This window comes from Hymenobacter psoromatis, from assembly GCA_001596155.1.
In the GTDB taxonomy this organism is placed as follows: domain Bacteria; phylum Bacteroidota; class Bacteroidia; order Cytophagales; family Hymenobacteraceae; genus Hymenobacter.
Genome location: CP014771.1, coordinates 729,661 through 755,153 on the forward strand (window position 1 = coordinate 729,661; position 25,493 = coordinate 755,153).

Below are 25,493 nucleotides of genomic sequence, written 5' to 3' on the forward strand. Positions count from 1 at the left end.
GAAAAGAAAAGCGATGAAAGCGACCGCGCAACTTTACGGGCAGTTTTTGGTGAGCAGCCAGGTAAATTACACGGGCACGTACCTGGCTGACCATCTGGAGGGCCTGACGCACGACAATGTGCGTTACTTCTTCAAGACCAACCAGTTTACGCCGCGCCAGCTCTGGCAGCAGGTGCGCCCGCAGCTCGTACCCAGCGCGCGCGGGTACGTGTTGTTCGATGACACGGTGCTGGATAAACACCACAGCCGGCGCATTGAACTGGTTCGCCGGCAGTACAGTGGCAATGCCCACGGCGTGATTGCCGGCATCGGCCTGGTCACCTGCGTCTATGTTAATCCCGACACCGACCAGTTCTGGCTGATTGACTACCGCCTCTTCGCCCCCGACACCGTTGGCAAGACCAAGCTCGAGCACGTGGCCGACATGCTCGGCCAGTTGGCCCCACGCGGCCTTACGTACCGCACGGTCTTGATGGACAGTTGGTACGCCACCACAGCCCTGTTCAAGTGGCTGATGAAGGCCGGCAAAACGTTTTACTGTCCGCTGAAAACGCGCTTCAAGCGTTTGGGAGCAACCGCTTGGTGGACGATTCTGGCGGCCAGCAGCCCTACCAGCCCGTGGGCTGCCTGAGTTGGTCGACTGCGGAAGTGGCGGCTGGCAAAACCCTGAAAGTAAAGGGGATGCCGAAGGAGTGCAAATTGAAGCTTTTCCGCGTACTGGTGTCTCCCCACCGGACGGACTACCTCTTGACCAACGAGGTAGAGCCCCGCGACACGGCCGCTGCCGAACAAGAAAGCAGCGTTCGCTGGACGATTGAGCAGTTTCACCGCGAACTCAAGCAGCTTACCGGCGTGCAGGCCTGCCAGTGCCGGCTGGCCCGCAGCCAGCGCAACCACATTGCCCTGGCCGTGCGGGCCTGGACCCAGCTCAAACAAGCCGCGTACCAAACTCAAAAAACGGTTTATCAGCTCAAGCAAGGCTTTTTGGATGCATATATGCGGCACGAATTGACACAGCCAGCATTGGCTTTTGCGTAAGTCCTAAACTGCTTAAAAAGGAGTTTGATGTAAACCTGGGGCTGCTCGACCTCTTCGACTTGTTGGCCGATTTGGGTTATTTGGGGCTAGTCGCCGACTACGAGGCGGCTCCCCAAAGTTTGCCCCATCGCAAGCCCCGCCGCAGCAAAAAGCGCCCCGACGCGGCCCTGACCGATGCTCAACGGGCCGACAACCGCCTCCACGCTAGCCGCCGCGTCAAGGTCGAACACGCCATCAGTGGGGCCAAACGCCTGGGCTGCGTCGCCCAAACCTGCCGCAATAAGTCCGCCTCGTTCAACGACCGTTTGTTGGCCCTGGCTTGCGGAATCTGGAACTGGCATCTCGGCAAACAAAAAGAAGTTATTTAGGAACAAGTCTATTATCAAGGTCTTCATGCTCAGTAACCTAGTTGCTTTCTTCGCCCCTCTTCCCGACCCGCGCTGTGCTGGCCGCACCCGGCACCGCTTACTTGATGTGCTCGTTATCGCCGTTTGTGCCGTAGTGGCCGGTGCGGAGACTTGGGTCGATATCGCCGACTACGGACGGATGAAGCACGCCTGGCTGGCCACTTTTTTGGATTTGCCCCACGGCAGTGCCTACCACGACACGTTCAGGCGCGTGTTCTCGCTGGTGGACCCGCAGGGACTGGAGCAGTGCTTCCGCCAGTGGATAGCCAGCGCCGCCCCGCCCCTACCGCGCGAAGTAGTCGCCATCGATGGCAAGACGGTGCGCCGCTCCTTTGACCGCGGGCGGGCCCAGGGGCCCCTACACGTAGTCAGTGCGTTCGCCACGCAGCAGGGCCCAAGTCTGGGGCAGGTAGGGGTTCTTGTTCCTATCGAGCGGCCCGCGCGCGCGACCGTCAGGCGGACTGGCACAACGTAACCCTATCGGCGTGGCTAATTGAACCGTCGGTTAAGGCTACTGACCTACATACCACAGTCGTAGTGGCAGGTGGTGATGCCTACAACATGTCGAGCAACATCTACACCGCTTGGGCTTTAGCGGATGCTGGCTACCGCTCCCTGTTGTTCGATTACCGAGGGTTTGGGCATAGCCAGGCGTTTGCCATTGACAAGCAACGGCTTTACTATGAAGAGTTTGCCACTGACCTACAAGCAGCTCCCCACGACCAGGTGGGCATTTTGGGGTTATCTATGGGAGCCATCGTGGGCTCGGAAGTAGCGGCTAAAGACAAACCGGCCTTTTTAATAACGGAGGGGTACGCAGGTAATTTACCCGCTATAGTGGCTCACTTTAAGACCGTTAACGATGATATCGTGACGCTCCCTACTGAGGCCACCGCTTACCCTCGTATAGCTCCCCAAGTGAACTGCCCTTGGTTACTTATTGCTGGCACCAAAGATGAGAATACCCCTTTAGCTGATTCTCTTGCTGTTATACAAGCAGCTCGCCGCCGTCAGCGCCGCCAAGTGCTGACGGTAGACTGTGGCCATTTAGGAGTGCAAGACAAGCTAACAGAAAAGTTTTTTGCGGAAGGGTACGTTCGGGCAATTGGCCGTTTTCTAGCAGGTGGCAAGATTTAAATATAACATTGTATAATTACATAGAAATATTTATCATTTTCAAAATCTATTAACTATCCAGCAACAAGCGCACTACTTTTACATGTAGTAAACGGTGAATCACAACATGTAAACAGTAGAGATATCCTGTGAGCTAATGGCTCCAAAAGGCATACATTAAGTGCCAGGCTACTTGGCACCACCATTGGCTTACCGAGTAGGGAAGCGCACTGAGCCACCTGCTGTTAGACCTTACCAAGGGTAATGGGACCTACGCTGTTAGCCAACTTAAGGGTGACCTGACTAATGGGTCAGTCCACTGCCTCTGCACTGTGTTTGCAGACAAGCCAAGTCTGACCAAGTGCAGTTGCGGGATAGCGAGGGGCTCTAAAATGTAGCTCCTTAGCCACCTAGCTAGCCGGTCGGCTGGACCAGCAGACACGCTGCTCAGACTATAAAATTCCTTACGGCAGAAAGGTGGTACCTTACATGGCAGTCAGGTGTATGCTGCATATAAGTTTGCATTATTTTTGCATTAAATCAATACGAAGTAATTTTTATTAGGTAGGGCTAGCCTCTGTTCACCTGGTATGCTCATGCCACAACTATAAAGAATTAGGCGCTTGCCTTCATGGCCGGCGAACTATCCACGATGAAGGAAAGCGAAAAAAAATACCGACGCTTGCTTGAAGCAAGCCAAGATTTAGTGGTTACTCTTGATGTAGCGGGTAACATCCTCGATACCAATGAGGCAGCGGTAACCCTGACGGGCGTAGAACGTGATACCTTGATAGGGGCCAACTTCTTTGCCTTTTTTACCGAGCCGGAATTGGTGGGGGAGGCCTATCAGGAAGTGCTGGCCAATGGGGCGGTCCGCAACGTGCCGTTTACGCTTCGGTACACCACTGGCAGGCTGACCGAGGTCTTGTTTGACGGCTCCGTGAATAAAGACAACCAGGGTGCCGTGCTGGGTGCCGTAATAGTAGCCCGGGAAGTGGCCGGGAAAAACTGGGCTACCGAGCTAGGTATTGCCAATAAAGAGTTGGCGTTTCAGCACAACGAAAAGGAAAAGCGGGCTGACGAACTCAGCATTGCCAACGAGGAGTTGGCCTACCAGAACGACGAGAAAGAAAAGCGGGCCCAGGAGTTGAGTGTGGCCAATACGGAGTTGGCTTTTCAAAACGACGAGAAAGAAAAGCGCGCCGCGGAGCTGAGTATCGCCAATGAAGAACTGGCCTTCCAACACAACGAGAAAGAAAAACGAGCGGCCGAACTTGGCATTGCCAATGAAGAACTAGCCTTTCAAAACGACGAGAAGGAGAAGCGCGCCGCCGAGCTAGGCATTGCTAACAAGGAGCTGGCGTTTCAAAACGATGAGAAGGAAAAGCGGGCTCAGGAGCTCCTCATTGCGAATACCGAACTGGCTTTTCAGAACGACGAGAAAGAGAAGCGCGCCCAGGAACTAGGCATTGCCAACACTGAATTGGCGTTTCAAAACGATGAGAAAGAAAAGCGCGCGGCGGAGCTCAGCATTGCCAACAAAGAGCTGGCGTTTCAGAACGACGAAAAGGAAAAGCGGGCCCAGGAATTAATCGTGGCGAACGCGGAACTGGCGTTTCAGAATGACGAAAAGGAAAAGCGGGCGCAGGAATTGAGTATTGCCAACATTGAGCTGGCTTTTCAGAACGATGAGAAGGAGAAGCGGGCCGCCGAACTGGTCATTGCCAACAAGGAGCTGGCGTTTCAAAACGACGAAAAGGTGAAGCGGGCCGCCGAGCTGCGCGTGGCCAACTACGCCCGAAGTCTGATTGAGGCCAGTCGCGACCCGCTCGTTACCATCAGCCCGGAGGGGAAAATAACGGACATGAACCTGGCCACGGTCAACATCACCGGCATGGAGCGTGCGCAGCTGATTGGGTCCGATTTCTTCGCCTATTTCACCGACCCGCAGATGGCGCGCGAGGTGTACCAAGAAGTGTTTGCCAAGGGCACGGTGGCCGATTCGCCCCTCACCCTGCGTCATAAAGACGGCAAGCTGACGGATGTGCTCTTCAACGGGTCGGTGTATAAGAACGACGAGGGCAAGGTGCTGGGCGTAGTGATTGTGGCCCGCGACGTGACGGACCAAAAGCGCATTGCCACCGAGCTGATTGAGGCCAAATTTGCGGCCGAGCGCGCCACCGTGCGGGCCGAAGAAGCCCAGGCCAAAGCCGAAAGCGCCACCGGCATCGCCGAAAATGCGGTGAAAGCCAAGCAGCAGTTCCTCAGCAATATGAGTCACGAGATTCGCACGCCCATGAACGCCATCATCGGCTTCACGAAGGTGGTGCTGAAGACCGAGCTCACCGACAAGCAGCGGGAATACCTAACGGCTATCAAACTCAGTGGCGACACGCTCATTGTGCTCATCAATGACATTCTGGACTTGGCCAAGGTGGACGCGGGCAAGATGACCTTTGAGCAAATCCCGTTCAAGCTCTCGGCGTCGGTAGCGGCGATGGTGCATCTGTTCGAGACTAAGATTCAGGAGAAGAACCTGACGCTGGTGATGGACTACGACGCCAAAATTCCGGAAGTGCTGGTGGGCGACCCGGTGCGGCTGCACCAAATTATTCTTAACCTGGTGAGCAATGCCGTCAAGTTTACCAGCGAAGGCACCATCACCGTGGGCGTGCGGATGCTGGTGCAGGACCAGGAGAAAGTCATCCTGGAGTTTGCCGTGACCGATACCGGCATCGGCATTGAGCAAGAAAAGCTGGGTACCGTATTCGACGATTTTCAGCAGGCTACGAGCGGCACGAGTCGCCTGTACGGCGGCACGGGGCTGGGACTGGCCATTGTCAAAAACCTGGTGGAACCCCAGGGCGGCACCATCCACGTAAAAAGTAAGGTGGGCGGGGGCTCGACCTTCAGCTTCATCTTGAGCTTTGGTAAAACTACCGAGAAGGCCGACACCGAGTCAGGCCTGACCATTGAGCTGGAAACCGGGTTTCAGGATGTCAGAATCCTGGTAGTAGAAGATATTGCCCTGAACCAGCTCTTGATGAAGACGCTGCTGGAAGACTTCGGCTTTGAGATGGAGGTGGCTGGCAACGGCAAAATAGCTCTCGAAAAGCTGCGCACCACCCGCTACGACATCGTGCTCATGGACCTGCAAATGCCGGTTATGAATGGGTTCGAGGCCACCGAATACATCCGTAACGAGCTGCACTTAACCGTGCCCATTATTGCCCTCACGGCCGACGTGACGACGGTGGACGTGGAGAAATGCAAGACCGTGGGGATGAACGACTACATCTCGAAACCAATTGATGACAAGCTGCTCTACAGCAAAATCATCAAGTACCTGAAGCAGTCCGATTTCGACCAAACCGCGGTGGCACCGGCCGCCGGCCACCTGCCAGCCCCGCCCCAGACCTGCGTCAACTTCGACTATCTGAAACGGATAACCAAAAGCGACGCCCGCATGGCCGAAATGATTGGCCTCTACCTGCAGGAAATTCCGCAGCTGGTGCAAACTATGAAAAAGGCCATTGCCGAAAAGGACTGGCTTGCCCTAAAGCGCGCCACGCATTCCCTCATTCCCACCTTTGCCACGATGGGCATAGACCCGGCATTTGAGGACATTACCAAAGCCATTCAGGTCTTGGCAGTGAGCCTGATTTCCGTGGGCGAAGGCACCAGCCGGGAGACTATGACCGGCTTGTTGTCCTTGTTTTCGAAGATAGAAACTGTCTGCGCCCTGGCCGCCCAGGAACTGGAGGAAAAGCTCCGCTCACTTTCACGTAGCCTTGCCCAGGCGCAGGCCACTGGATAGCAGGTGAAGTAATCGAGTAAATCGAGACAGTTAAGGCCTTATTTTCCTTCGTTCTGAAAAATATTCCCAGGCTCGTTGTTAGGCGCAGGGGGGGGGCATCAGCAAGGCACACCTTTCTAGACCTGCCTTCAGTAGCCGCCTTGGCTAAGCGCCACTGAGGACGGCCAGTCAGCAGGTTGGGTACCCGTTAGGTCACTTCTTATGGCAGGTCTAGGCAGTCCACTTAGATGAGCCAAAAATCGCCCTTATTCCGGTAAGTGTCCGACAACTTCCTTTTTGTTAAGGGATTAAAAGGAGAATTTAACGCTGACCCAGGAGAAAATGATTATCAATCCAGTTAAATTCACGCATCCTGACTTACCTAACCAGTCCGTACCCCATCCCAGCGCCGAAAGGCCCACGCCGCGCCCGCGCCCAGCGCCGCGCCCAGCAGCCAGCCGCCCAGCACGTCGAGGGGGTAGTGCGCGGCCAAATATACTCGGCTGTATGAAATCAGCAGCGCCCACAGAAACACGCCGATTTTGAGGGCGCGAAACCGGCCGGCTGGTAGCGTCAGCAGCAGGAAAACGGCCAGCCCCATCGCGTTGGCGGCGTGCGACGACATGAAGCCATATTGCCCGCCGCAGCCGTCGGGCAGGTAAAGCTGCGCGGCCAGGTCGGCAGCGTGGCAGGGGCGGGGGCGCGCCGCCCAGGGCTTGAATATGCGGCTCGTGATGCTGTCGGCCAGGGCCACGGTGGCAGCTAGCAGCAAGAGCAGACGCCCGGCGCGGCGCCGAAAGTGGTAAATAAGCCAGCCCAGCAGCACCGCGTAAAACGGAAACCACACCTTAATCTGGGAGGCGAACGTCATCACCGCATCCAGCGCCGGCGTGCGGGCGTGGTTGATGGCCAGCAGCACGCGGTGGTCAGCATTAATTATGAATTGTGAAGTATGAATTATGAATGGCGTTCGGAGCAGTAGCCCACCCGACGAAAGCAGGCCAGCCAGCGCCTGATAATACCACCCGCCCATTACCAATTCATAATTCATAATTTCTAATTCATAATTCAACTACGCCCACTCCACGCCCTTGCGGAGCCAGGCTAGGGTAGTGGCCTCGGGGGTGCCGGGCTCGGGCGGGGCGGGGTTATAGCTCCAGCCGCAGCGGGGGGGTAGGCTCATGAGGATGCTCTCGGTGCGGCCGCCGGTTTCGAGGCCGAAGCGGGTGCCGCGGTCGAAGGCCAGGTTGAATTCGGCGTAGCGGTTGCGGCGCAGCAGCTGCCAAGCTTCCTCGCGCTCGGCGAAAGGCAGGGCGTGATTTTCGCGCATCAGTTCGGTGAAGAAGGGGCCGAAAACCTCGGCCACGTCGCGCACGAAGGCGAATAATTCTTCTACCGAGCCGTCCTGACCCACGGTGAGGCGGTCAAAGAAAATGCCGCCTACCCCCCTGGTTTCGTGGCGGTGGGGCAGGTAGAAGTAGTCGTCGGCCCAGCGCGTGAAGCGGGGGTAGTAGGTCGGGTTGTGTTTATCGCAGGCGGCCTTCAGGCGCTCGTGAAAGCGCCGGGCCTGGGCCTCGTCCACGTAAATGGGCGTCAAATCGATGCCGCCGCCGAACCACGCCTCGCCGTTGCCGGCCTCAAAATAGCGCACGTTCATGTGGATAATGGGCACGCGGGGGCTGCGCGGATGCAGCACCACGCTCACGCCGGTGGCGAAAAAGTGCGGGTCGGGCAGGTGCAGCTGCCGGGCGGCGGCGGGGCTCAGCTCGCCCTCCACTTCCGAAAACCCTACCCCCCCTTTTTCGAGGATAGCGCCGCCTTCGAGCACCCGCGAGTGGCCGCCGCCGCCACCGGGCCGCTGCCAGTCGTCTTGCCCAAAGCGGGCGGTGCCGCCGTCAGCGGCTTCGAGCTGGGCGCAGAGGCGGGTTTGAAAATCCTGGAGCCAGGCGGCAATATCGTGGCGGGACATAGAGAGTAGGAACTGAAAAATGCTTGTCAGTGCGCGCGCAACAAAGTGGAGCGCGGCAATCTTTCCTGCTTGTAGAGGATAAAAATCCGGGTAGTGAAGGAAGGATTGCCGCGCTCCACTTCGTTGCGCGCGCACTGACAAATGCTCCTGCACTACCAAGATTCCCCGCAAAGGTCGGGCTACGGCGTAATTTTACCATTCCCACTGGCTCTCCCTACCCTGCCCATGCCCGCTGATGCCCCCGCCGCCCCCAACGCGGCTACTCCGGCCGTTCCCGAAACCAACCTGCTCGCCCGCGCCTACCTGCTCATGCACACGGCCGCCGAAATGGCGGCCCTCTACGAAGCCCAGAAAACCGTGGCCGCCCGCTACGTGCACGCCACTGCCCGCGGCCACGAGGCCGTGCAGCTGGCGGCCGCTTTTCTGCTCACCGAGCACGACTACGCTACCCCCTACTACCGCGACGACGCCCTGCTGCTGGGCCTGGGCCTGCGCCCCTACGAGCTGATGCTCCAGCTACTGGCCAAGCGCGACGACCCCTTCAGCGGCGGCCGCACTTACTACAGCCATCCCAGCCTGCGGCGGCCGGGCATGCCCGTTATTCCGCACCAAAGCTCAGCCACGGGCATGCAGGCCATCCCGGCCACCGGCATGGCGCAGGCTATTAAGTATTTGGAGTTAATGAAGTTAAGAGTTAAGAGTGAAAAGTTAAAAGAACAGCAAGCGCCAAGCGGAGCCAATGTCACAGCTCTTAACTCTCAACTCTCAACTCTTAACTCCAACCCCCTGGTGCTCTGCTCTATCGGCGACGGGGCCATGACCGAAGGCGAGGTGAGCGAGGCCCTGCAAATGGCCGTGCTGCACCAGCTGCCTATCGTGTACCTGGTGCAGGACAACGACTGGGGCATCTCGGCCACGGGCAAGGAAATGCGGGCGATGGATGCCTACGAGTTTGCCGCCGGCTTTCCCGGCCTGCACCGGGTGCGGGTCGATGGGGCCGACGTGGTGTCGTCGTACATCGGTCTGCACGAGGCATTTGCGCACGTGCGCCAGCGGCGCGGGCCGGCGCTGGTGCACGCCAAGTGCCCGCTGCTGGGCCACCACACCAGCGGCGTGCGCCGCGAGTGGTACCGCGGCGACAATCTCCCCGAACATCAGCTCAACGACCCGCTGCCGCGCCTGCACCGCCGCCTGCGCCACACCGGCGCCAGCGAAGCCGACCTGGCCGCCCTGGTGGAGCAGGCCCGCGCCACCGTGGCCGCCGACTGGGCCGCCGCCCTCGCCGCGCCCGACCCCGACCCCGCCACCTTCGCCGACCACGAGTTTGCGCCGCCCGCCGTGACCGAAGAAGCCGGCGAGCGTACCCCCGCCGGGGCCGAAAAAGTGCTGATGGTGGACGCCGCCCTGCACGCCGTGGACGACATTCTACGCGAGTTTCCCGAAGCCTTGTTCTATGGCCAGGACGTGGGCGGCGAACTGGGCGGCGTATTCCGCGAAGCCGCGCTGCTGGCCAAAAAGTATGGCGACCGGCGCGTGTTCAACACGCCCATTCAGGAGGCGTATATTGTGGGCAGTACGGCGGGCATGGCGGCCGTGGGCGCGCGGCCCATCGTCGAGATTCAGTTTGCCGACTACATCTGGCCGGCGCTCAACCAGCTGGTCGAGGAACTGTCCAAATCGTGCTACCTGAGCATGGGCAAGTTTCCGGTGCCGGCACTCATTCGGGTGCCGGTGGGGGCCTACGGCGGGGGCGGGCCCTACCACTCGGGCTCCATCGAAAGCACGCTGCTCACCATCCGGGGCATCAAGGTGGTGTATCCCAGCAACGCGGCTGATATGAAGGGGCTGATGCGCGCCGCGTTTCTGGACCCCAACCCGGTCATTATGCTGGAGCACAAAGGCTTGTACTGGAGCAAAGTGCCCGGCACCGAAGACGCCAAAACCGTGGAGCCGGCCGCCGGCTACGTCATTCCGCTGGGCCTATCCGCCGTAGCCCAGGCCGCCGACGCCGAGGCCCTGCGCCGGGGTAGCACCTGCGTGGTCATCACCTACGGCATGGGCGTGCATTGGGCCCGCACCGCTAGCCGCGCCTACCCCGGCCGCGTGGAAGTACTCGACCTGCGCACCCTCAACCCGCTCGACTGGGACGGCGTGCGGGCCGCCGTGCGCCGCCACGGTAAAATCCTGGTGCTCACCGAAGAACCCCTGCTCAACTCGTTCGCCGAAAGCCTGGCCGGCCGCATTCAAACTCACTGCTTCCTGGAGCTCGATGCGCCCGTGCGCACCCTGGGCGCCGCCAACCTGCCCGCCATTCCGCTCAACGTGGAGCTGGAAAAGCAGATGCTGCCCAGCGCCGAAAAAGTAGGGGTAGTGCTGGGTGAGCTGCTGGCTTATTAGAAATAGAGGTTACAAAATAATGTCATGCTCATCTGGCGTCCGCTTGTCGAAGCATCTCGCTCGCGTAACTAACTCCAAACGTTAGAATTACTTACTGCTGTTACGTAGCGGGGAGTAGCGCGAACTACAAAGTTCGCGCTACTCCCCGTTTCCATCTCGAACAAGGGAGTGCGTAACAGCAGTTACTTACGCGAGCGAGATGCTTCGACAAGCGGACGCCAGATGAGCATGACGTTCTTTTTAGCCCTACCGCCCTTAAAACGGATAACCCAGGCCCACGTTGATAACCGTTTGGTTGGTGGTTTGGCGCAGGGCATTGTCGATGCGCCACGGCTGCTCGTTGGTGGGGTCATAGACCTTAGTGGCAATGTCGAAGCGCAGGATGAGGAAGGTAAAATCCATGCGAATGCCAAAGCCCGAGGCCACCGCAAACTGCTTGTAGAAGCGGTCAACCAGAAACTCAGCGCCCGGCCGGTTGGTATCGGGCTGCAAGGTCCAGACGTTGCCAAAGTCCGTAAATAGCGCGCCTTTAATAAAAGAATATACCGGGAATCGGTATTCCACCGAGCCTTCGAGCAGCACCTCGCCCGGCTGCTCGGTGTAGTAGTCGCGGGTGCCGTTGGGCAGGCGCGTGGCGTAGGAGCCGGTGCCGAGGCGGCGCGGGCTCCAGGCCCGCACGCTGTTGGAGCCGCCCACGAAAAAGTATTTATCGTAGGGCAAAATATAGCGGTCCACGGTGCCGTGGCCGTGTTCGCCGGTGGTGTCGGGGGTAGTGGTGAGGGCGTGAGCCAAGCCGCCGTTGAGGCGCCAGGCCAGGTAGGTTTGGGGCGAAAGCTTGTAGTAGCGCCGGTAATCGACCGATATTTTGGCAAAGTTGTACACCGAAAGATTGGTCTTCATGAACCAGTCGGTGTTGCGGTACGCGCCCCGCGTGAGACCTCCCAGCTCGACAAACAGCCGCAGAAAGCGGGCGTTGCGCGTCTGGTTGAGGTCATTGGAATTATATAGTGAGGTGAAGCTGAAGCTCGGCTCGTAGATGGGCCGAAACGAGCGGTAGAGCGGGCTGCCCTGAAAAATGCGCAGGCTGTCGAGGCGCTTCTGGTAAAACTCGCTGGTGTAGGGCGTGCTGACAATGCCCAGGTCAACGGGCGTGAAGATATACTGCTGGTAGGTAGAGGTTTGCCACAGGTAATCGAACGTAAACTCGGTGTTGCTGCGGGTGTAGTAAGGCGAAGAAGTGTAGGTGGTGGAGAGCGCAAACCGGGTGCGCGGCTGGTCATTCACCAGAAAATTACCGAGGTGAAACGGCACCAGAAACTGGGGCACCACCAGCGCCGCCGTGGCCCCATACTGCACCGTGTACACGGCGTCGGTCGTGTTGTTGTCGCCGATGCGGGCCAGCTGGCCTTCCAGGCCGGCGCGGGCGCTCAGCTCCAGCACTTCGGCCCCGCCAAACGGGTTGCGCCACTTCAGGCGCAGGTTGCCAAACGGCCCCACTTTGGTAGCCACGTAGGTGCCGCCAAACTCGGCCGTCTCGGAAAAGCGCGGGCTGGGCGACGTCGTGATAATGGCGTCGAGGTAGCCCGGCGCGGAGGGGGTAGGGCTGCGCGGGGGCGCGGTGGGCGTAAGCTGCCGGCTGCTGTCGGCGGCCGGTGCCTCGCCGCCGGCCGGGTCAGCCACCTTGCGGTAGCTCAGGGTATTAAACCGATACATATCCAGGCTCGACAGCTGGCGCTGGGTGCGCTGGGTGCGGGTAAGGTTGTAGAGCTGGTTGGGGCGCACGGCTATTTGCCGGGCCAGAATGCTGGGGCTGATGACCGCCGGGCCCCGGCTCAGAAACAGCACCGAGTCCTGGCGCAGCGTGTCGCGCGGCATCAGGGCGCGGCCCGTGCGCCGCAGCTGCCGGGCCGCGAGGGTATCGGCCACGGCGGCCGGCGTCACGCCCGCCGGCATGGCCGCCGTGGAGATGCGGCCGGTGCCGGTAGTCGTTTGGCCGGGTAGGGCAGTGGTGTCGGCGGCCGCCGCCTGGCGCAGCCCGCGCCGACCGCGCCGGGTCGTGTCGCCCGAGGCCAGCCGCAGCGCCCGCGCCTGGCTCACGTCGCTGATTACCAACACGTCGCGCAGCCGGTAGGCGCGGTGGCCACCGGGCGGGCTGGCTATTTGCAGGCGCAGCCGCACCTGGTTTTTCTCGAAGCTCGTATCCGCCTCCAGGGTAATATATTGGGCCCGAAAATCGTAGTAGCCCGAGTTCTTGAGCAGCGTTTCGAGGCGCTGGCGCTCCTGGCCAATAATGTCCTCGTTGTAGGCAGCGCCCACGTGCAGCAGGGTAGCGGCCTGCGCCCGGCGCACCACTTGGGCCACGCCCGAATCGGGGATGCTGCGCGTGAGGCGGCTCAGCGTAAACTCGTGGCCTTCTTTTACTTCGTACGTCACGGTTACCAGCCGGTGCAGCCGCTCGCCGGCCGAGTCGCGCAGCGGCACGGGGCGCACGGGCTTGCGCAGGCCCACCGCGCGCAGGGCGCTGGCAACGAAGCTGGGCTTGGAGCGGGCCGAGTCGGTGTAGCGCACGTGCGCCCGGAAATAGCCCTGCGAACGCAGGTAGGTGGTGAGCTGGTCCACGGTGCGCTGGCTCAGGGTAGGGTCGTAGATAACGGGCGGCTCGCCCAGGCGCATAAGGGAGTTGCCTTTTTCAAGGGCCGTGCGCTTGCGGGCCAGGCGGCGGTCGCGGCGGGCCAGCAGCTTGCCGGTGCGCGCCGAGTCGCCCTGGGCGCTGGCCAGCTCGCCGGCATACTTGCGCTTGATGCCCGAAATCTTGCGCTCGATGCGCGTCGAGTCGTAAAACGAATGCCCGAACTGGTAGATGGCCAGCTTGGGAATGGGAATGGTGCGGTTGGGCTTTTGCTGCACCAGCGTCAGCATGCGTTCCTGCTGGGCGGTGCTCAGGCCCTCGCTTTCCACCGCTATTTTGGTGAGCAGGCGCTGCTTGGGCCCCAGCAGCCGCAGCGGCGAGCAGCCCACGGCCAGCAGCAGGGCAGCCAGGCCCAGCAGCAGCCAGGCCCCCAGGCGATTCAGACCGAGGCGCGCCCGGTCGTTACTTTGTCTTTCTAATGGTTTCAAAAGCTCTCGCCAAATACGTTCGGTCGCTGCATCAGCGCAAATATCGGCAGCGGCACGCCGCCTTTCTGGTCGAAGGTGCCAAAAGCGTGCTAGAACTGCTCGCCTCGGGCCTCGAAGTGGAGCACTTGCTCGCTACCCCCGCCTTCGCCGAGCACCTGCCCGCCGCCCCCGCCTGCCCGTTGCACCTGGCCACCGAAGACGAGCTGACCCAGCTCGGCACCCTCCAGACTAACGCCGCCGCGCTGGCCGTAGTACGCCGCCCGCCCGTGCCGGCCCTACCCCCCCAGCTGCCCGCCACCCGCCTCGTGCTGGCCCTCGACAACGTGGCCGACCCCGGCAACCTCGGCACCCTCTGGCGCCTGGCCGACTGGTACGGCCTGCCCGGCCTGGTCCTGTCCAAGAATTGCGCCGACCCCTTCAACCCCAAAGCCGTAGCCGCCAGCATGGGTGCCTTCGGCCGGGTGCCCGTGTGGGCCGACGTGGACCTGCCCGCCTGGCTGCAAGCTTTACCCGAGGGGGTAGGGGTCTTTGGTGCTGACCTAGAAGGTGATAACGTGCACAAGCTGCACCTGCGCCCGGCCGGCGTGCTGATGATGGGCAGCGAGAGCCACGGCCTCAGCCCGGCCGTGGCCGCGCGGCTCACCAGCCGCCTGCACATCCCGCACGGGCGGGGGGGTAGGGCCGAAAGTCTAAACGTGGCCGTGTCAGCCGCCATTCTGCTGGATAACTTTTTCCGCAACGAGTAGCGCGAAGTTTTGCCGTAGCGCGAAGTTTCCACTTCGTGCGCGAGCGTCAGCGAGCAGGGTCGTTCGCACCGCGTGGTGCCGCCTGCTCGCTATCGCTCGCGCACGAAGTGGAAACTTCGCGCTACGGCAAAACTTCGCGCTACTGGAGCAGGCGCAGGCCGAAGCTCAGCGTTTGGGCCTGGATGCCCTGGCCGTCGCGGAAGAGGGGATTGAGATTATACTTGGCAAAGAAAGTCAGTGACTTAAAGCCGATGATGCCTTGCAGGCCACACTGCCAGTCGTTGAGGTTATACGAGCCGTAGTCCTTGTCCTTGTAGCTCGTGCCTTCTTCATAATATTTGAGCTTGGTCCAGCTGGCCAGGCGGTAGCCCACGAAGCCACCCGCGCCCAGGTGAAAGTGGCTGTTGCCGTGCGTGTTGAGTTGCAGCATCAGCGGCACGGTGAGGGTAGAGGTCGCCAGCTTGGTTTTCTGGTACTGCCGGCTGCTGGTTTCGGGCACCACGCTGGTCAAACCATTCTGGCTCACCCACTTTTGATTGCCTTCGAGCATGTAGTTGTTAAACGCAAACTCGGGGCCGACCATCAGGTAGAGCGGGCTGCGCCGTGCGCCCAGCCGCTGCTTGAAATTGAAGCCGAGATTGACGTAGCGCGAGCCGCCCGTGCGCAGGTCGAGCGGCGAGGTAGGTGCCTGCCCGGCCGGCGTCACGCGGTCGATATGATTGTTAACGAGCGCATTAAGCCCCAGGTCAAATATAAAGTCCGTCGAAGACGACTTGCGGTCGTTGCGCGCCTCCCGCATCGAGTCGCGCTCGGCCTGGCTGCCGCCGCCGATGGTAATATTTACCTTCCGGGACCGCTTGCTGCCCGAATCGGCAGTTTTCTCCTTATCCAGCAGCACTTCCACCCGGTTGCTGGAGCCACGGCCCGTACCGCCCGCCTTGTGGGTCGTGATGCGGATTTCCTGGGGCAGGCTCTGGCCGGGCTGGTCCTGGTTGGGGTGAAAGACGGTGGTCAGGCGCTCGGTATCAGCTACTTTGGCCGCCGCGTCGGCTCGCTGAATGTAGCCGCCCAGCCGCGCCACCAGCGAGTCGAGGTGGTACTGCGGCAACTGGCGCAGCTGCTGGGCATCGCGCACCACCAGCGTCATCACCGCCTTGTTGGGCAGGCGCACCACAATGGTATCGGTGGGGGTAGGGGCCAGATTACCAGCCCGCGAAGTGAAAGTGGAGGCCACCAGCAGCGCCCCAAAAGCAGCAGAAAAAAGGATAGATTTCATGAGTGAAAAGACGTTGAGAAAGACGTTGAATAAAGGCTGTGAAAAGAAAGTCCGACCCAAAAAGGAGCAGAAAAAAAGTAAATAAGTGCGCTGGCTGGCGCGCTATAATTGAATGGTCCGGCTGATAGTGCGGCCGCCGAGGCGGGCCTGCACGGTCAGGCTTTCAGGCAGGCCGGTGGCCTCGGCCAGGCTCACGGGCTCGCCGTGTACCAGGTGGTCGGCCTGGCGCAGCAGCCCGCCGAGGCGGAGCCGCCGCCGGGGCTGGTCGGACGCCGGGCTGGGCGCGGCGGCCACTACTGCCGCTACCGCTGGGCGACTGGTTTCGGGGCCGCGCCGCACATCTACCTCAATAATGCCGGCCGGGGCAGCTGGCACTGCGGCAACCGCAACTTGCGTGGGTGTTTCAGACGCGGCCGGCGTTTCCGGGGCCACGCGGGGGTAGGCAGGTGAGGCTGGCCCGCCGGGCCGTTCCGCCGCCCGGTGGTAGCCAACTGGCCGGCGGCCGCGTCCGGCTGCCGGGATTGTAAGTGAGAGCCGCTAGCTGCCTGGGGCACCGTGGTGGGGCGGCGCGGCCGGGTAGTAGTGGCTATCGGGTTACTAGATGGGGAAAGCGCCGAGGCCGTTGCCTGGCCGGTCATATTTTCCTGGTTTTTCTTTTCTGACTGACCTATCGTATTAGTAGGGAGGTTGTTGTCAATTAATTGATTTGAAGCTGTTGCCGTAGCTGCGCTGCCAGCCGCGGCCGAATGCCCGACCGCCGGCCGCGCCGCCGGCTTACTCACGGTAAGGCCGGGGCGCTGGCCCAGGTAGCCGCCGCGCCACAGGCCGCCGGCCAGCAGCGCCAGCAGCAGCATGGCCGCGGCCGAGAGCTGCCACCAGGCTACTACCCCCCGCCGGCGGCGCGACCGCGGGTGCAGGTGCTCGTCTTCGAGGCGCTCCCACAGCTCGCGGCGGGGCTGGGAAGCATGGCTCCCCAGCCCCGTGCGAAACAGGCTGTCCAGGCGCTCGGCCTCGGCCAGCTCGGCCAGGCGGCGCTGCAAGTCGGCGCTTGGCGGTGAGGCGTGCTGGCCCAGCTGCTGCCGAAAAAAGTCGTCAATATTATCAGAAGGCATAAAATATACAGGCTAAAAAGACGTGGTTTGCGGCGCTAGCCGGCGCTGGAGCATGGCCCGCGCCTTGCTAAGCTGCGACTTGCTGGTACCCTCCGAAATGCCCAGCGCCTCCGCGATTTCGAGGTGCGAGTAGCCTTCCAAGGCATAGAGGTTGAAGACGGCCCGGTAGCCGGGGGGTAGGGTTTGCAGCAGGGCCAGCAGCTCGTCGGCCTGCAGCTGGGTATCGGCGGTGGCGGGGGTGGTGGCCAGGTTTTCGGGCTGCGCAAAGTCCTCAAATGAGAGGTGCAGCGGCTCGCGGCGGCGCAGCTCCATAAGCGCCTGGTTCACCATAATGCGCCGCACCCAGCCCTCAAACGAGCCCTCCTGCCGAAACGTGGGCAGCGCCTGAAACACCTTGGCGAAACCCAGCAGCAGCGCTTCTTCAGCGTCTTCGGGGCGCTTGAGGTAGCGGCGGCACACCGTCAGCATCAGCCCCGCAAACTGGTTGTAGAGCTGGCGCTGGGCGCGGGGCTCGCCCCGCAGGCAGGCGGCGATGAGGTCGGGCTCAGTCACAATAAAGAGGAGAAGTAGGGCAGCGGCGAAAGAATGTTTGGGGCGTTAGATGCGGCGCGGGGGGTAGGGGTTGCCTGGGGCGGCAAAAGTTTTTTTCCAAAAAAGGCCCTGCCGGGTGGGCAGGGCCAGGGGCTGGGCGGGCGGGAGGCTACAACTTCACGCGCAGCCTGGCTTCGCGCCCGCCGCTGCTATTCATGGGCATCAGGGAATTGATAGTGGTATCGGCTTTTACATCGACGTCCACCACTATTTTCATGGTGATGTAAACCGTTGAGGGTAGCGCGCCCGAGCGGGTGCTGGCCGGCGATAGCGCGCCCGTCGTGGTGAGGATGTGCCCGGCCGCCATATTGGTTTCGTTATGCTCGAAGCTCGCGTAATAGTAGCCGCCCCGGCCGCTGTCGTAGGCCAGCGGCTGCTGGTTGCCCTTGTACTCGTCGTTGACCTGGTAACTCCAGTTATAGTCGGCCGAAAAGGGTATTTTCAACTCTACCCGCACTTTTACATCGTGCCGGGGTCCCGGCTCCAGGTCAGGCTTGGCGCAGCCGCGTAGTCGTGCTCGTGTTGCAGTAGTCCAGGGTTTTGGGGGCAGAGAAGGAGGTAGGGTAGCAGCGCGAGCTACTAAGTGATGTTACGCAAAGCTTATCGCCCTCCGCGTTCACCTCACCTCCTAGCCCCCTCTCCTGCGGAGAGGGGGGACTAGCTTTTAGTTCTAGCTCTAATTTAACTAATTGATTTGCAATATAAAACTAAGCTAGAGCTAGTTCCCCCTCTCCGCAGGAGAGGGGGCTAGGGGGTGAGGTGAACGTGGAGGGCGATAAGCTTTGCGTAACATCAGCTACTAAGTTCGCGTTGCTACTCATTTTCAAGCAAGTGTCAATCCCGGTAGTTCAAGGCCGGCTTACGGTCGCCGAGCAGGGGTTTGTACACGTAGCTGCCTACCTTCTGCTTCAGCTCGGCCTTGGCCTGGGTCAGCAGCTCGGGGGTAGTAAAGAGGTCGATGGCGGTGAGAGTCATGGTTTTGGCGGCCACCATCATACCCTTGCTGCCAATTTCCTTGCCGCTGCACGCCACGGCCTGCCAGCTGTGGGCGGGCGTGCCGGGTATCCAGGTGGCGGCTTGCAAGCCCACGGTGGGCACCACGTAGCTCACATCGCCCACGTCGCTGCTGCCGCCCAGGTCGCGCGCCAGGTAGGGCTCCACCACGGCGGCCTGCGCCACGGGCGGCGCGGGCGCGCCCAGCGACTGCTGAATCTGCTGGCCAAAAGCCATTTCTTCGGGCGTGTAGGTCACGCCGCCTACCTGTTCTAAATTCGTTTGCAGCGCGTGGGCCAGGGTTTCGTTGATGAGCAGGTCGTGGGTGCCGCCTACGATTTCGTAGTCCATGGTGGTGCCGGTGCCCAGCGCGGCCCCTTCGGCGGCCTTCACCACGCGCTCGAAAATGGCCTGCACATCGGCCCGGTTGGGGTGGCGCACGTAGTAGTACACCTCCGCGAAGTCCGGCACCACGTTGGGTGCCTTGCCGCCGTTGGTGATAACGTAGTGAATGCGGGTTTCCTGGGGCACGTGCTCGCGCATCATGTTCACCATGTTATCCATCGCCTCCACGCCGTCGAGGGCGCTGCGCCCGCGCTCGGGGGCCGCCGCCGCGTGCGCGGCAATGCCGTGAAACCGGAACTTAGCCGACGAATTGGCGATGTACCTGCCGGCCATCGTCGCGTTCTCGCTGCTGGGGTGCCAGTGAATCACCGCGTCCACGCCGTTGAACAGGCCCTCGCGCACCATGTACACCTTGCCGCTACCCCCCTCCTCGGCCGGGCAGCCGAACACCTTCACGGTGCCGCGCAGCTTGCCGGCCTTCAGCAGTTTTTGCAGCTCCAGGCCGGTGGCCACGCTGGCCGTGCCAAAGAGGTTGTGGCCGCAGCCGTGGCCCGCGTTCTGGCCCGCGATGGGCGTCTTTTCGGCCACCGCCTGCTGGGCCAGGCCGGGCAGCGCATCAAACTCGGCCAGGATGCCAATGACCGGCTGGCCGCTGCCGTAGGTAGCCACGAAGGCCGTCGGGATGCCCGCTACCCCCGCCTGCACCGCGAAGCCGTGGTCGCGCAGCGTTTTTTGCAGCAGCGCCGAGCTTTGGGTTTCCTTATAGCCCACCTCGGCAAAGCCCCAGATGCGCTGGGCCAGCTGCCGGTAGTCGGCGTAGTGTGCCTGCAAATCCTGGATGGCCTCAGCCTTGAGCGCCGCCGGGGGGGTAGGGGCCGGCCGAAACGCCAGCAGCCCAGCGCCGAGCAGCCCGAGTAAGTAGGTTTTTTTCATGTGGTTAGGTCTGATTAAAAAGACGTTGCCTCGCCCAGAGGCCAGGCGAAAGTCAAGCTGGCGCAAGGTAGGGTTGCACCAGATAGCGGGCAGCACGCGGACCACAAAAAAAGCGCTACCGGCTAGGTAGCGCTCTGGTTTTAAGGGGCCTGAAAGAAAAAGCAACGGCCTAAATCGGCCATTTCCTGCAAGGCCAGCCGTGCAGTTCGTCGCGGGTGGTTAGCCGGTGGCCGGGTAGCACCACGGTTTTCACCGCCTACTTCTCATACTGCCCCACGCTCAGCATCACTAGCGTGCAGGCTTCCTCGGTCATAATGCCTTGGGCCTGGGCCTTTTGCTCCAGCTCGGGGTTTTCGGTACCGGGGTTGAAGATGATGCGGCGCGGCTTGAGGCTCAGGATATACTCGTACCAGTTGGGCTGGTTTTGCGGGCCTACGTAGAGCGTCACGGTGTCAATATCCGCTTCCTGGGGCCGGTCGGTGTGGATGGCCTGGCCGGCCACCCGGCCTTTGCGGATGCCCACGGGCACTACTTCGTGGCCGTGGTTTTTGAGCGAATGCACGGCTTTGTAAGCGTAGCGGTCGGGGTTGTCGGTGGCTCCTAGAACGAGGGTTTTCATGAGGAATGAGTTTAAAAGAACGTCATGCTGAGCTTGTTGAAGCATGACAACGATTTTAAGCTAAATGAAGTTTAGCGCCCCACGGACACGGCCAACGCTTCCGCCACGCGCTCGCCGTCCATCGCCGCGCTCACGATGCCGCCCGCGTAGCCCGCGCCCTCGCCGCACGGAAACAGGCCCGCCACTACCGGGTGGCGCAGGGTATCGCTGTCGCGCGGGATGCGCACCGGGGAAGAGGTGCGGCTTTCCACACCCACGATTTGGGCAGCGTTGGTGGCAAAATCGGGGATTTTGCGGCCGAAGGCGCGGAAGCCCTGCCGCAGCCGCTCGCTGAGGGCGGGGCCGAGCACGGCGTCCATCTCCACGCTCACCAGGCCGGGCTGATAGCTGGTTTCGAGGAGGGTAGAGGACGATTTCTTTTGGAGAAAATCGCCCAGAAGCTGGGCCGGGGCCGCCTGCGTGCCGCCCGCCAGCCGGCAGGCCGCCTGCTCTATTTCCTGCTGAAAATGCAGGCCGGCGAGCGCGCCGTAGCGGGCCACGTCCAAGTCGGCCAGCTCCACGGCGGCCACGATGCCCGAGTTGGCGAAGCGCGAGTCGCGGCGGCTGGGGCTCATGCCGTTTACCACCACCTCGCCGGGCGCGGTGGCCGCCGGCACAATGAAGCCGCCGGGGCACATGCAAAACGAAAACACGCCGCGCTGGGCGTCGCGCACCTTGGTTTGCTCCACCAGCGCGTAGCTGGCGGCGGGCAGCAGGCCGCGCTCGGGCCGGCCATACTGCGCCGCGTCGATGAGCGCCTGCGGGTGCTCGACGCGCACGCCCAGCGCGAAGGGCTTGGCCTCAATCCCTACCCCCCTCTTATGGAGCAGCTCGTAGATGTCACGTGCCGAGTGGCCGGTGGCCAGCACGGTGGCCTCGGCCTCCAGGGCCTCGCCGGTGTGCGTAACCACGCCGCGCAAGTGGTTGTTATCCAGAATAAAATCTTCGACCCGCGTCTCAAACCGCACCTCGCCGCCGGCCTCGATAATGGCATCGCGCAGGCTCTGCACCACGGCGGGCAGCTTGTTGGTGCCGATGTGGGGGTGGGCATCAACCAGAATATCGGGGGTAGCGCCGTGCTGCACCAGCCGCCGCAGGATGCGGCCCACGTCGCCGCGCTTGGTGGCGCGGGTGTAGAGCTTGCCATCGGAGTAGGTGCCCGCGCCGCCCTCGCCAAAGCAGTAGTTGGAGTCGGGGTTCACCACGTGCTCCTTAGTAAGGGCGGCCAGGTCGCGGCGGCGGGTGCGCACGTCCTTGCCGCGCTCCAGCACAATCGGTTTGATGCCCAGCTCGATGCAGCGCAGCGCCGCAAACAGCCCCGCCGGCCCCGCGCCCACAATCAGCACCCGCCGCCGCGCCTGGCGCACATCAGGGTACTCAAACCACGGCCCCAGCAGCTCGCGGGCCGGGGCAGGCGTGGCGCGGTCATACACGTCGGCCCGCAGCCGAATGAGCGGCCGGTGGCCCCGCGCATCGAGCGAGCGCTTGCGGATGTGCACGAAGTCGGCTTCGCCGGGACGCAGGCCGGCGGCGGCCAGAATGGCCGCGTAGCGGGCCAGCTCGTCGTAGGCCACCTCGGGGGGTAGGGCCAGGTCTAGTTCTTGTTTCATAAGGCAGGCGAACGGGAGTTAGCCGTTAAGCCCGGCAAAATTACGATGGGGGGCGGGATGGGTGGGTTTTGAGTGGCGTTGGGCAGTTGTAGCTTATACTTGTGAGTATCATGCTAACGGTAGCATGATTGGCGGTATCACTAGCTTAATTAATATTTATTATTTAGGCAATAACATTCCGCTTAGCCTTAGAAAGCGTCCCTTTCATGGCATAATCTCAAGCATCGATTCCCGTTGCTCTTCGCGATGAATATACATGCGTTTAGTCTAGCTGCGTGGCTGGCCTGCTGGCGCGGCGGGCGGTTATATTTGAAGCTGGAGGCACCCTGGCTTTTGCTCTAACTACCTGCTATGCTGACAAAACAACCCCACGCACCTATTACCGCGCGGGCTTGGCGGCAGCGGGCCGCTCTGCTGGCGGCCGGGCTGAGCCTGGGGCCAGCCGCTTTTAGCCAAGCGCCCGCGTTTGCGCCGGTAGTGAACTATGATGCCGGCACAAACAGCGCGCCTAGCAGTATTGTGGTGGCCGATGTAAATGGCGATGGCAAGCCGGACTTTCTCACGGCCAACTATTATAGCAGCACCGTGTGCGTGCAGCTCGGCACGGGCACGGGCAGCTTCAGCAGCATGGCCGTTTACAGTACGGGGGCGGGTAGCTTCCCCTGCAGTGTGGCGGTGGCCGATGTGAATGGCGATGGCAAACCTGATGTGCTTACGGCCAATTCGGAGACTAATACGGTGGCGGTGCTGCTGGGCACGGGTACGGGTAGCTTCGGAAACCGGATTACCTATAGTACCGGGGCAAACAGCTCGCCTAACAGTATTGTGGCGGCCGATGTGAACGGTGACGGCCAGCCCGACCTGCTTACGGCCAATCTTTACAGTAGCACGGTGGGGGTGCTGTTGAGCACGGGAGCCGGGAGCTTTGGCGCGGTGACTACTTACAGTACCGGGGCGCTCAGTTATCCGCTTAGTATCGCGGTGGCTGATGTGAATGGGGATGGCCAGCTTGACCTGCTCACCGCCAACACCTTGCTTAATGCAGTGGGGGTATTATTGGGTACTGGCACGGGTAGTTTTGGCGCAGTAGCCGCTTATGACGCTGGCCCAAATAGCGGGCCATTCAGCATCGTGGTGGCCGATGTGAACGGCGATGGCCGGCCGGACCTACTCACGGCCAATCATGCCAGCGATACGGTGGGGGTACTATTGGGCACGGGTACGGGTAGTTTCGGGGCGGTAACTACCTACAGTACGGGCGCAAATACCCAGCCCTACAGCATTGCGGTGGCTGACGTGAACGGTGATGGCAAGCTCGACGTGCTCATGGCTAGCGGGGGCAACCCTACGGCCGGGGTACTGCTGGGCACGGGCACAGGCAGCTTTGGGGCTGCCCTTGCTTACAGTGCAGGGCCGGCCAGCTACCCGCATGGCATTGCGGTGGCCGATGTGAATGGCGATGGCAAGCCCGATATATTCACGGCCAACTCGGGCAGCAACACGGTTGGTGTGCTGCTCAGTGCCACCATGCTGGCCACCCGTGCCGCGCTGCCCGGCACCAGCGCCAGCCTCTACCCCAATCCCGCCCGCACCCGCGCCACCCTCAGCGCCGCCGGCCTGCCCCTTAACACGCACCTGCTCGAAGCTACCCTATACAACGCTCTGGGCCAACCCGTGCGGCATCTGGCGCTCCTGCTGCCAGCGGCGCAACGCGGGCCGAGGTGCCCACAGACGGCCTGCCCACCGGGGTATATCTACTGCGCCTCGGTGCCCTCGATGCCCAGGGCACAGCACTAGGGCCGCTGCCCACTCAGCGCCTGTGCGTAGAATAAGAAAAAGCAAAAGTTTCGGGGTACTGTATTCATCCGGTTTGACCCGCCTGCAAAAAGGGGGTAGTGTTTTGGGCTGAATTACTACCCTCCACTTTTGCAGACCGATGCTTTTACCCGGCTTGGCCTGCCTGCAAAAGTGGGGTGCTAACTGCGCCCGGCGAAGGGTCGGCACGAGTTACGTTGCGCTAAGCTTGCGCCAGGTTCGGCAGAGAAACGCCTACCAGAACGTCAGGCTGACGAAGGAAGCATCCTGGCCGCTTCGTTGAGGAGTTCAACCAAGCAGCTAATCTTTGCGGTGGACTTTCTTTTGGGAAGAAACTGCCGCAGGATTACGCCCAAACCCCCGCTACTTTTGGCGCATGCCCGCCTCCCCCCTGCGCTCCATCATTTCCGGCTCCATTGGCAACCTCGTGGAGTGATACGACTGGTACGCTTATTCCACGTTTGCACTGTATTTCGCGCCGGTATTTTTCCCCAAAGCCAGCCCCACGGCGCAGCTGCTGAACACGGCCGCTATCTTCGCGGTGGGCTTTTTGATGCGGCCCCGTTGCTAATTAGTTTGCTATAAAGCACGTCATTCTCATCTGGCGTCCGCTTGTCGAAGCATCTCTACCACGAGAGTAATCTCAACGCTTAGTGTTAGTTACGCAGTAGAGATGATTCGATAAGCGGACGCCAGATGAGCATGACCGTCTGTTTTAACCTAAATAGGACTTACGCAAAATGGTTAACAGCTAGCCCCGCTGGGGCTGAAAAAACAACTCTTTACGTAAGTCCTACTAAATTATTTATTAACGGGTACTTATCACGCCAAAATCAACTGCTGACAATTAAAATCAAACGATAATGAGGAAATTAAAATTGCAAATGCAAGTGTCCTTAGACGGCTACGTGGCAGGGCCAAATGGCGAGCTGGACTTCATGACCTGGAATCCAGATGACAAACTCTTAGAGTTTATGAATTCTCTTATTGATTCGTCAGACACTCTTTTACTTTTCAAGTACGCTAGTTAAAGCTATGTCCTTTAGGGCAAGACTTTAGTTGCTACTCACTTTTGCCGGTCTTGTTCAGGCAAGGCTGTTTAATTTTTGATTGTCAGTTAGTTATTGCTATTTGCTCAATGACCGACGCCAGCGTTTAGCCAGCAGAATTTTATTCTAAAGCGACCCACTTTCAGTGGCTTCTTTCAGTCGGCTTTAGCCGAAACCGCCGAATTCCATTCGCTTTCAAACCTATGGACTTACAGTCCATAGTCGTTTAGTTGGCAGAAAAATGGCGGATGGCTTTGTAAAGCATTGGGAGGCCGCAGCTAATAACAATCCTAACGCTCCGTTTGCGAAAAAAATAGTGGCTATTCCAAAAATTGTTTTTACTAAGACACTTGACAAATCACCTTGGGATAACACCACGTTGGCAAAAGGAAATCTCGTAGAAGAAATTGTCAGCTTAAAACGACAAAACGGCAAAGATATTCTCGTTTTTGGCGGTGCAGATTTTGTTTCATCCTTAATAAAAGAAAATCTTATCGACGAATATCATCTTATTATAAATCCGAC

18 protein-coding genes and 1 pseudogene are annotated in these 25,493 nt (G+C 60.7%); 7 read left to right on the plus strand and 12 right to left on the minus strand.

Features of this window, described 5'->3' with window-relative positions; genetic code table 11:
- Nucleotides 1-13: 13 nt before the first annotated feature.
- A pseudogene (locus A0257_03195) lies at nt 14-1,038 on the plus strand (transposase).
- 86 nt (nt 1,039-1,124) lie between these two features.
- Here A0257_03195 and A0257_03200 read toward each other — a convergent pair.
- A complete protein-coding gene (locus A0257_03200) occupies nt 1,125-1,433 on the minus strand; it encodes a hypothetical protein (protein ID AMR26193.1) in 309 nt (102 codons plus the stop codon).
- Between A0257_03200 and A0257_03205 the strand changes: the two genes are divergently transcribed.
- The 3 genes from A0257_03205 to A0257_03215 all read left to right on the plus strand — a co-directional run bounded on the left by A0257_03205 (nt 1,432) and on the right by A0257_03215 (nt 6,378).
- Nucleotides 1,432-1,920, plus strand: a complete 489-nt coding sequence (locus tag A0257_03205; protein AMR26194.1) for a hypothetical protein — start codon at nt 1,432-1,434, stop codon at nt 1,918-1,920. The two genes, A0257_03200 and A0257_03205, sit on opposite strands and share 2 nt — an antisense overlap.
- An 86-nt stretch (nt 1,921-2,006) precedes the next feature.
- Nucleotides 2,007-2,582 carry a hypothetical protein gene (locus A0257_03210; protein ID AMR26195.1) on the plus strand — a complete coding sequence of 192 codons (576 nt, stop codon included), beginning with the start codon at nt 2,007-2,009 and terminating at the stop codon, nt 2,580-2,582.
- 610 nt (nt 2,583-3,192) lie between these two features.
- Nucleotides 3,193-6,378, plus strand: a complete 3,186-nt coding sequence (locus A0257_03215) for a hypothetical protein (protein AMR26196.1) — start codon at nt 3,193-3,195, stop codon at nt 6,376-6,378.
- A gap of 361 nt (nt 6,379-6,739) precedes the next feature.
- Here A0257_03215 and A0257_03220 read toward each other — a convergent pair whose 3' ends face one another.
- A complete protein-coding gene (locus tag A0257_03220; protein ID AMR26197.1) occupies nt 6,740-7,429 on the minus strand; it encodes a hypothetical protein in 690 nt (229 codons plus the stop codon).
- A complete protein-coding gene (locus A0257_03225) occupies nt 7,430-8,326 on the minus strand; it encodes a coproporphyrinogen III oxidase (GenBank protein ID AMR26198.1) in 897 nt (298 codons plus the stop codon).
- A gap of 225 nt (nt 8,327-8,551) precedes the next feature.
- Here A0257_03225 and A0257_03230 point away from each other — a divergent pair, with 225 nt between their 5' ends.
- Nucleotides 8,552-10,723, plus strand: coding sequence for a tungsten formylmethanofuran dehydrogenase (locus A0257_03230; GenBank protein ID AMR26199.1), 2,172 nt, complete (start codon nt 8,552-8,554; stop codon nt 10,721-10,723).
- Nucleotides 10,724-10,978: 255 nt separating this feature from the next.
- On the opposite strand, the gene A0257_03235 is transcribed toward A0257_03230, so the two are convergent.
- Nucleotides 10,979-13,741 (minus strand): hypothetical protein, encoded by a 2,763-nt coding sequence (locus A0257_03235; GenBank protein ID AMR26200.1) that lies wholly within the window; start codon nt 13,739-13,741, stop codon nt 10,979-10,981.
- An 89-nt stretch (nt 13,742-13,830) separates the two neighbouring features.
- On the opposite strand from A0257_03235, the gene A0257_03240 reads away from it, so the two are divergent.
- On the plus strand, nt 13,831-14,586 hold the full coding sequence (locus A0257_03240) for an RNA methyltransferase (protein AMR26201.1): 756 nt from the start codon (nt 13,831-13,833) through the stop codon (nt 14,584-14,586).
- A gap of 139 nt (nt 14,587-14,725) precedes the next feature.
- Here A0257_03240 and A0257_03245 read toward each other — a convergent pair whose 3' ends face one another.
- The 8 genes from A0257_03245 to A0257_03280 all read right to left on the minus strand — a co-directional run bounded on the left by A0257_03245 (nt 14,726) and on the right by A0257_03280 (nt 22,104).
- On the minus strand, nt 14,726-15,862 hold the full coding sequence (locus A0257_03245; GenBank protein AMR26202.1) for a hypothetical protein: 1,137 nt from the start codon (nt 15,860-15,862) through the stop codon (nt 14,726-14,728).
- 102 nt (nt 15,863-15,964) lie between these two features.
- Complete coding sequence (locus tag A0257_03250; protein ID AMR26203.1) at nt 15,965-16,201, minus strand: hypothetical protein; 237 nt, start codon at nt 16,199-16,201, stop codon at nt 15,965-15,967.
- 2 nt (nt 16,202-16,203) lie between these two features.
- Entirely contained in the window at nt 16,204-16,974 is a 771-nt protein-coding gene (locus A0257_03255) for a hypothetical protein (protein ID AMR26204.1), read from the minus strand.
- A 12-nt stretch (nt 16,975-16,986) separates the two neighbouring features.
- Complete coding sequence (locus A0257_03260) at nt 16,987-17,526, minus strand: RNA polymerase subunit sigma-70 (protein ID AMR26205.1); 540 nt, start codon at nt 17,524-17,526, stop codon at nt 16,987-16,989.
- A gap of 148 nt (nt 17,527-17,674) precedes the next feature.
- Complete coding sequence (locus A0257_03265; GenBank protein ID AMR26206.1) at nt 17,675-18,022, minus strand: hypothetical protein; 348 nt, start codon at nt 18,020-18,022, stop codon at nt 17,675-17,677.
- A 377-nt stretch (nt 18,023-18,399) separates the two neighbouring features.
- Nucleotides 18,400-19,836 (minus strand): amidohydrolase, encoded by a 1,437-nt coding sequence (locus tag A0257_03270; GenBank protein AMR26207.1) that lies wholly within the window; start codon nt 19,834-19,836, stop codon nt 18,400-18,402.
- A 256-nt stretch (nt 19,837-20,092) separates the two neighbouring features.
- Nucleotides 20,093-20,500 carry a CoA-binding protein gene (locus tag A0257_03275; GenBank protein AMR26208.1) on the minus strand — a complete coding sequence of 136 codons (408 nt, stop codon included), beginning with the start codon at nt 20,498-20,500 and terminating at the stop codon, nt 20,093-20,095.
- A gap of 26 nt (nt 20,501-20,526) precedes the next feature.
- On the minus strand, nt 20,527-22,104 hold the full coding sequence (locus tag A0257_03280; protein ID AMR26209.1) for an FAD-binding protein: 1,578 nt from the start codon (nt 22,102-22,104) through the stop codon (nt 20,527-20,529).
- 351 nt (nt 22,105-22,455) lie between these two features.
- Between A0257_03280 and A0257_03285 the strand changes: the two genes are divergently transcribed.
- Entirely contained in the window at nt 22,456-23,901 is a 1,446-nt protein-coding gene (locus A0257_03285) for a hypothetical protein (protein AMR26210.1), read from the plus strand.
- Nucleotides 23,902-25,493: the final 1,592 nt, after the last annotated feature.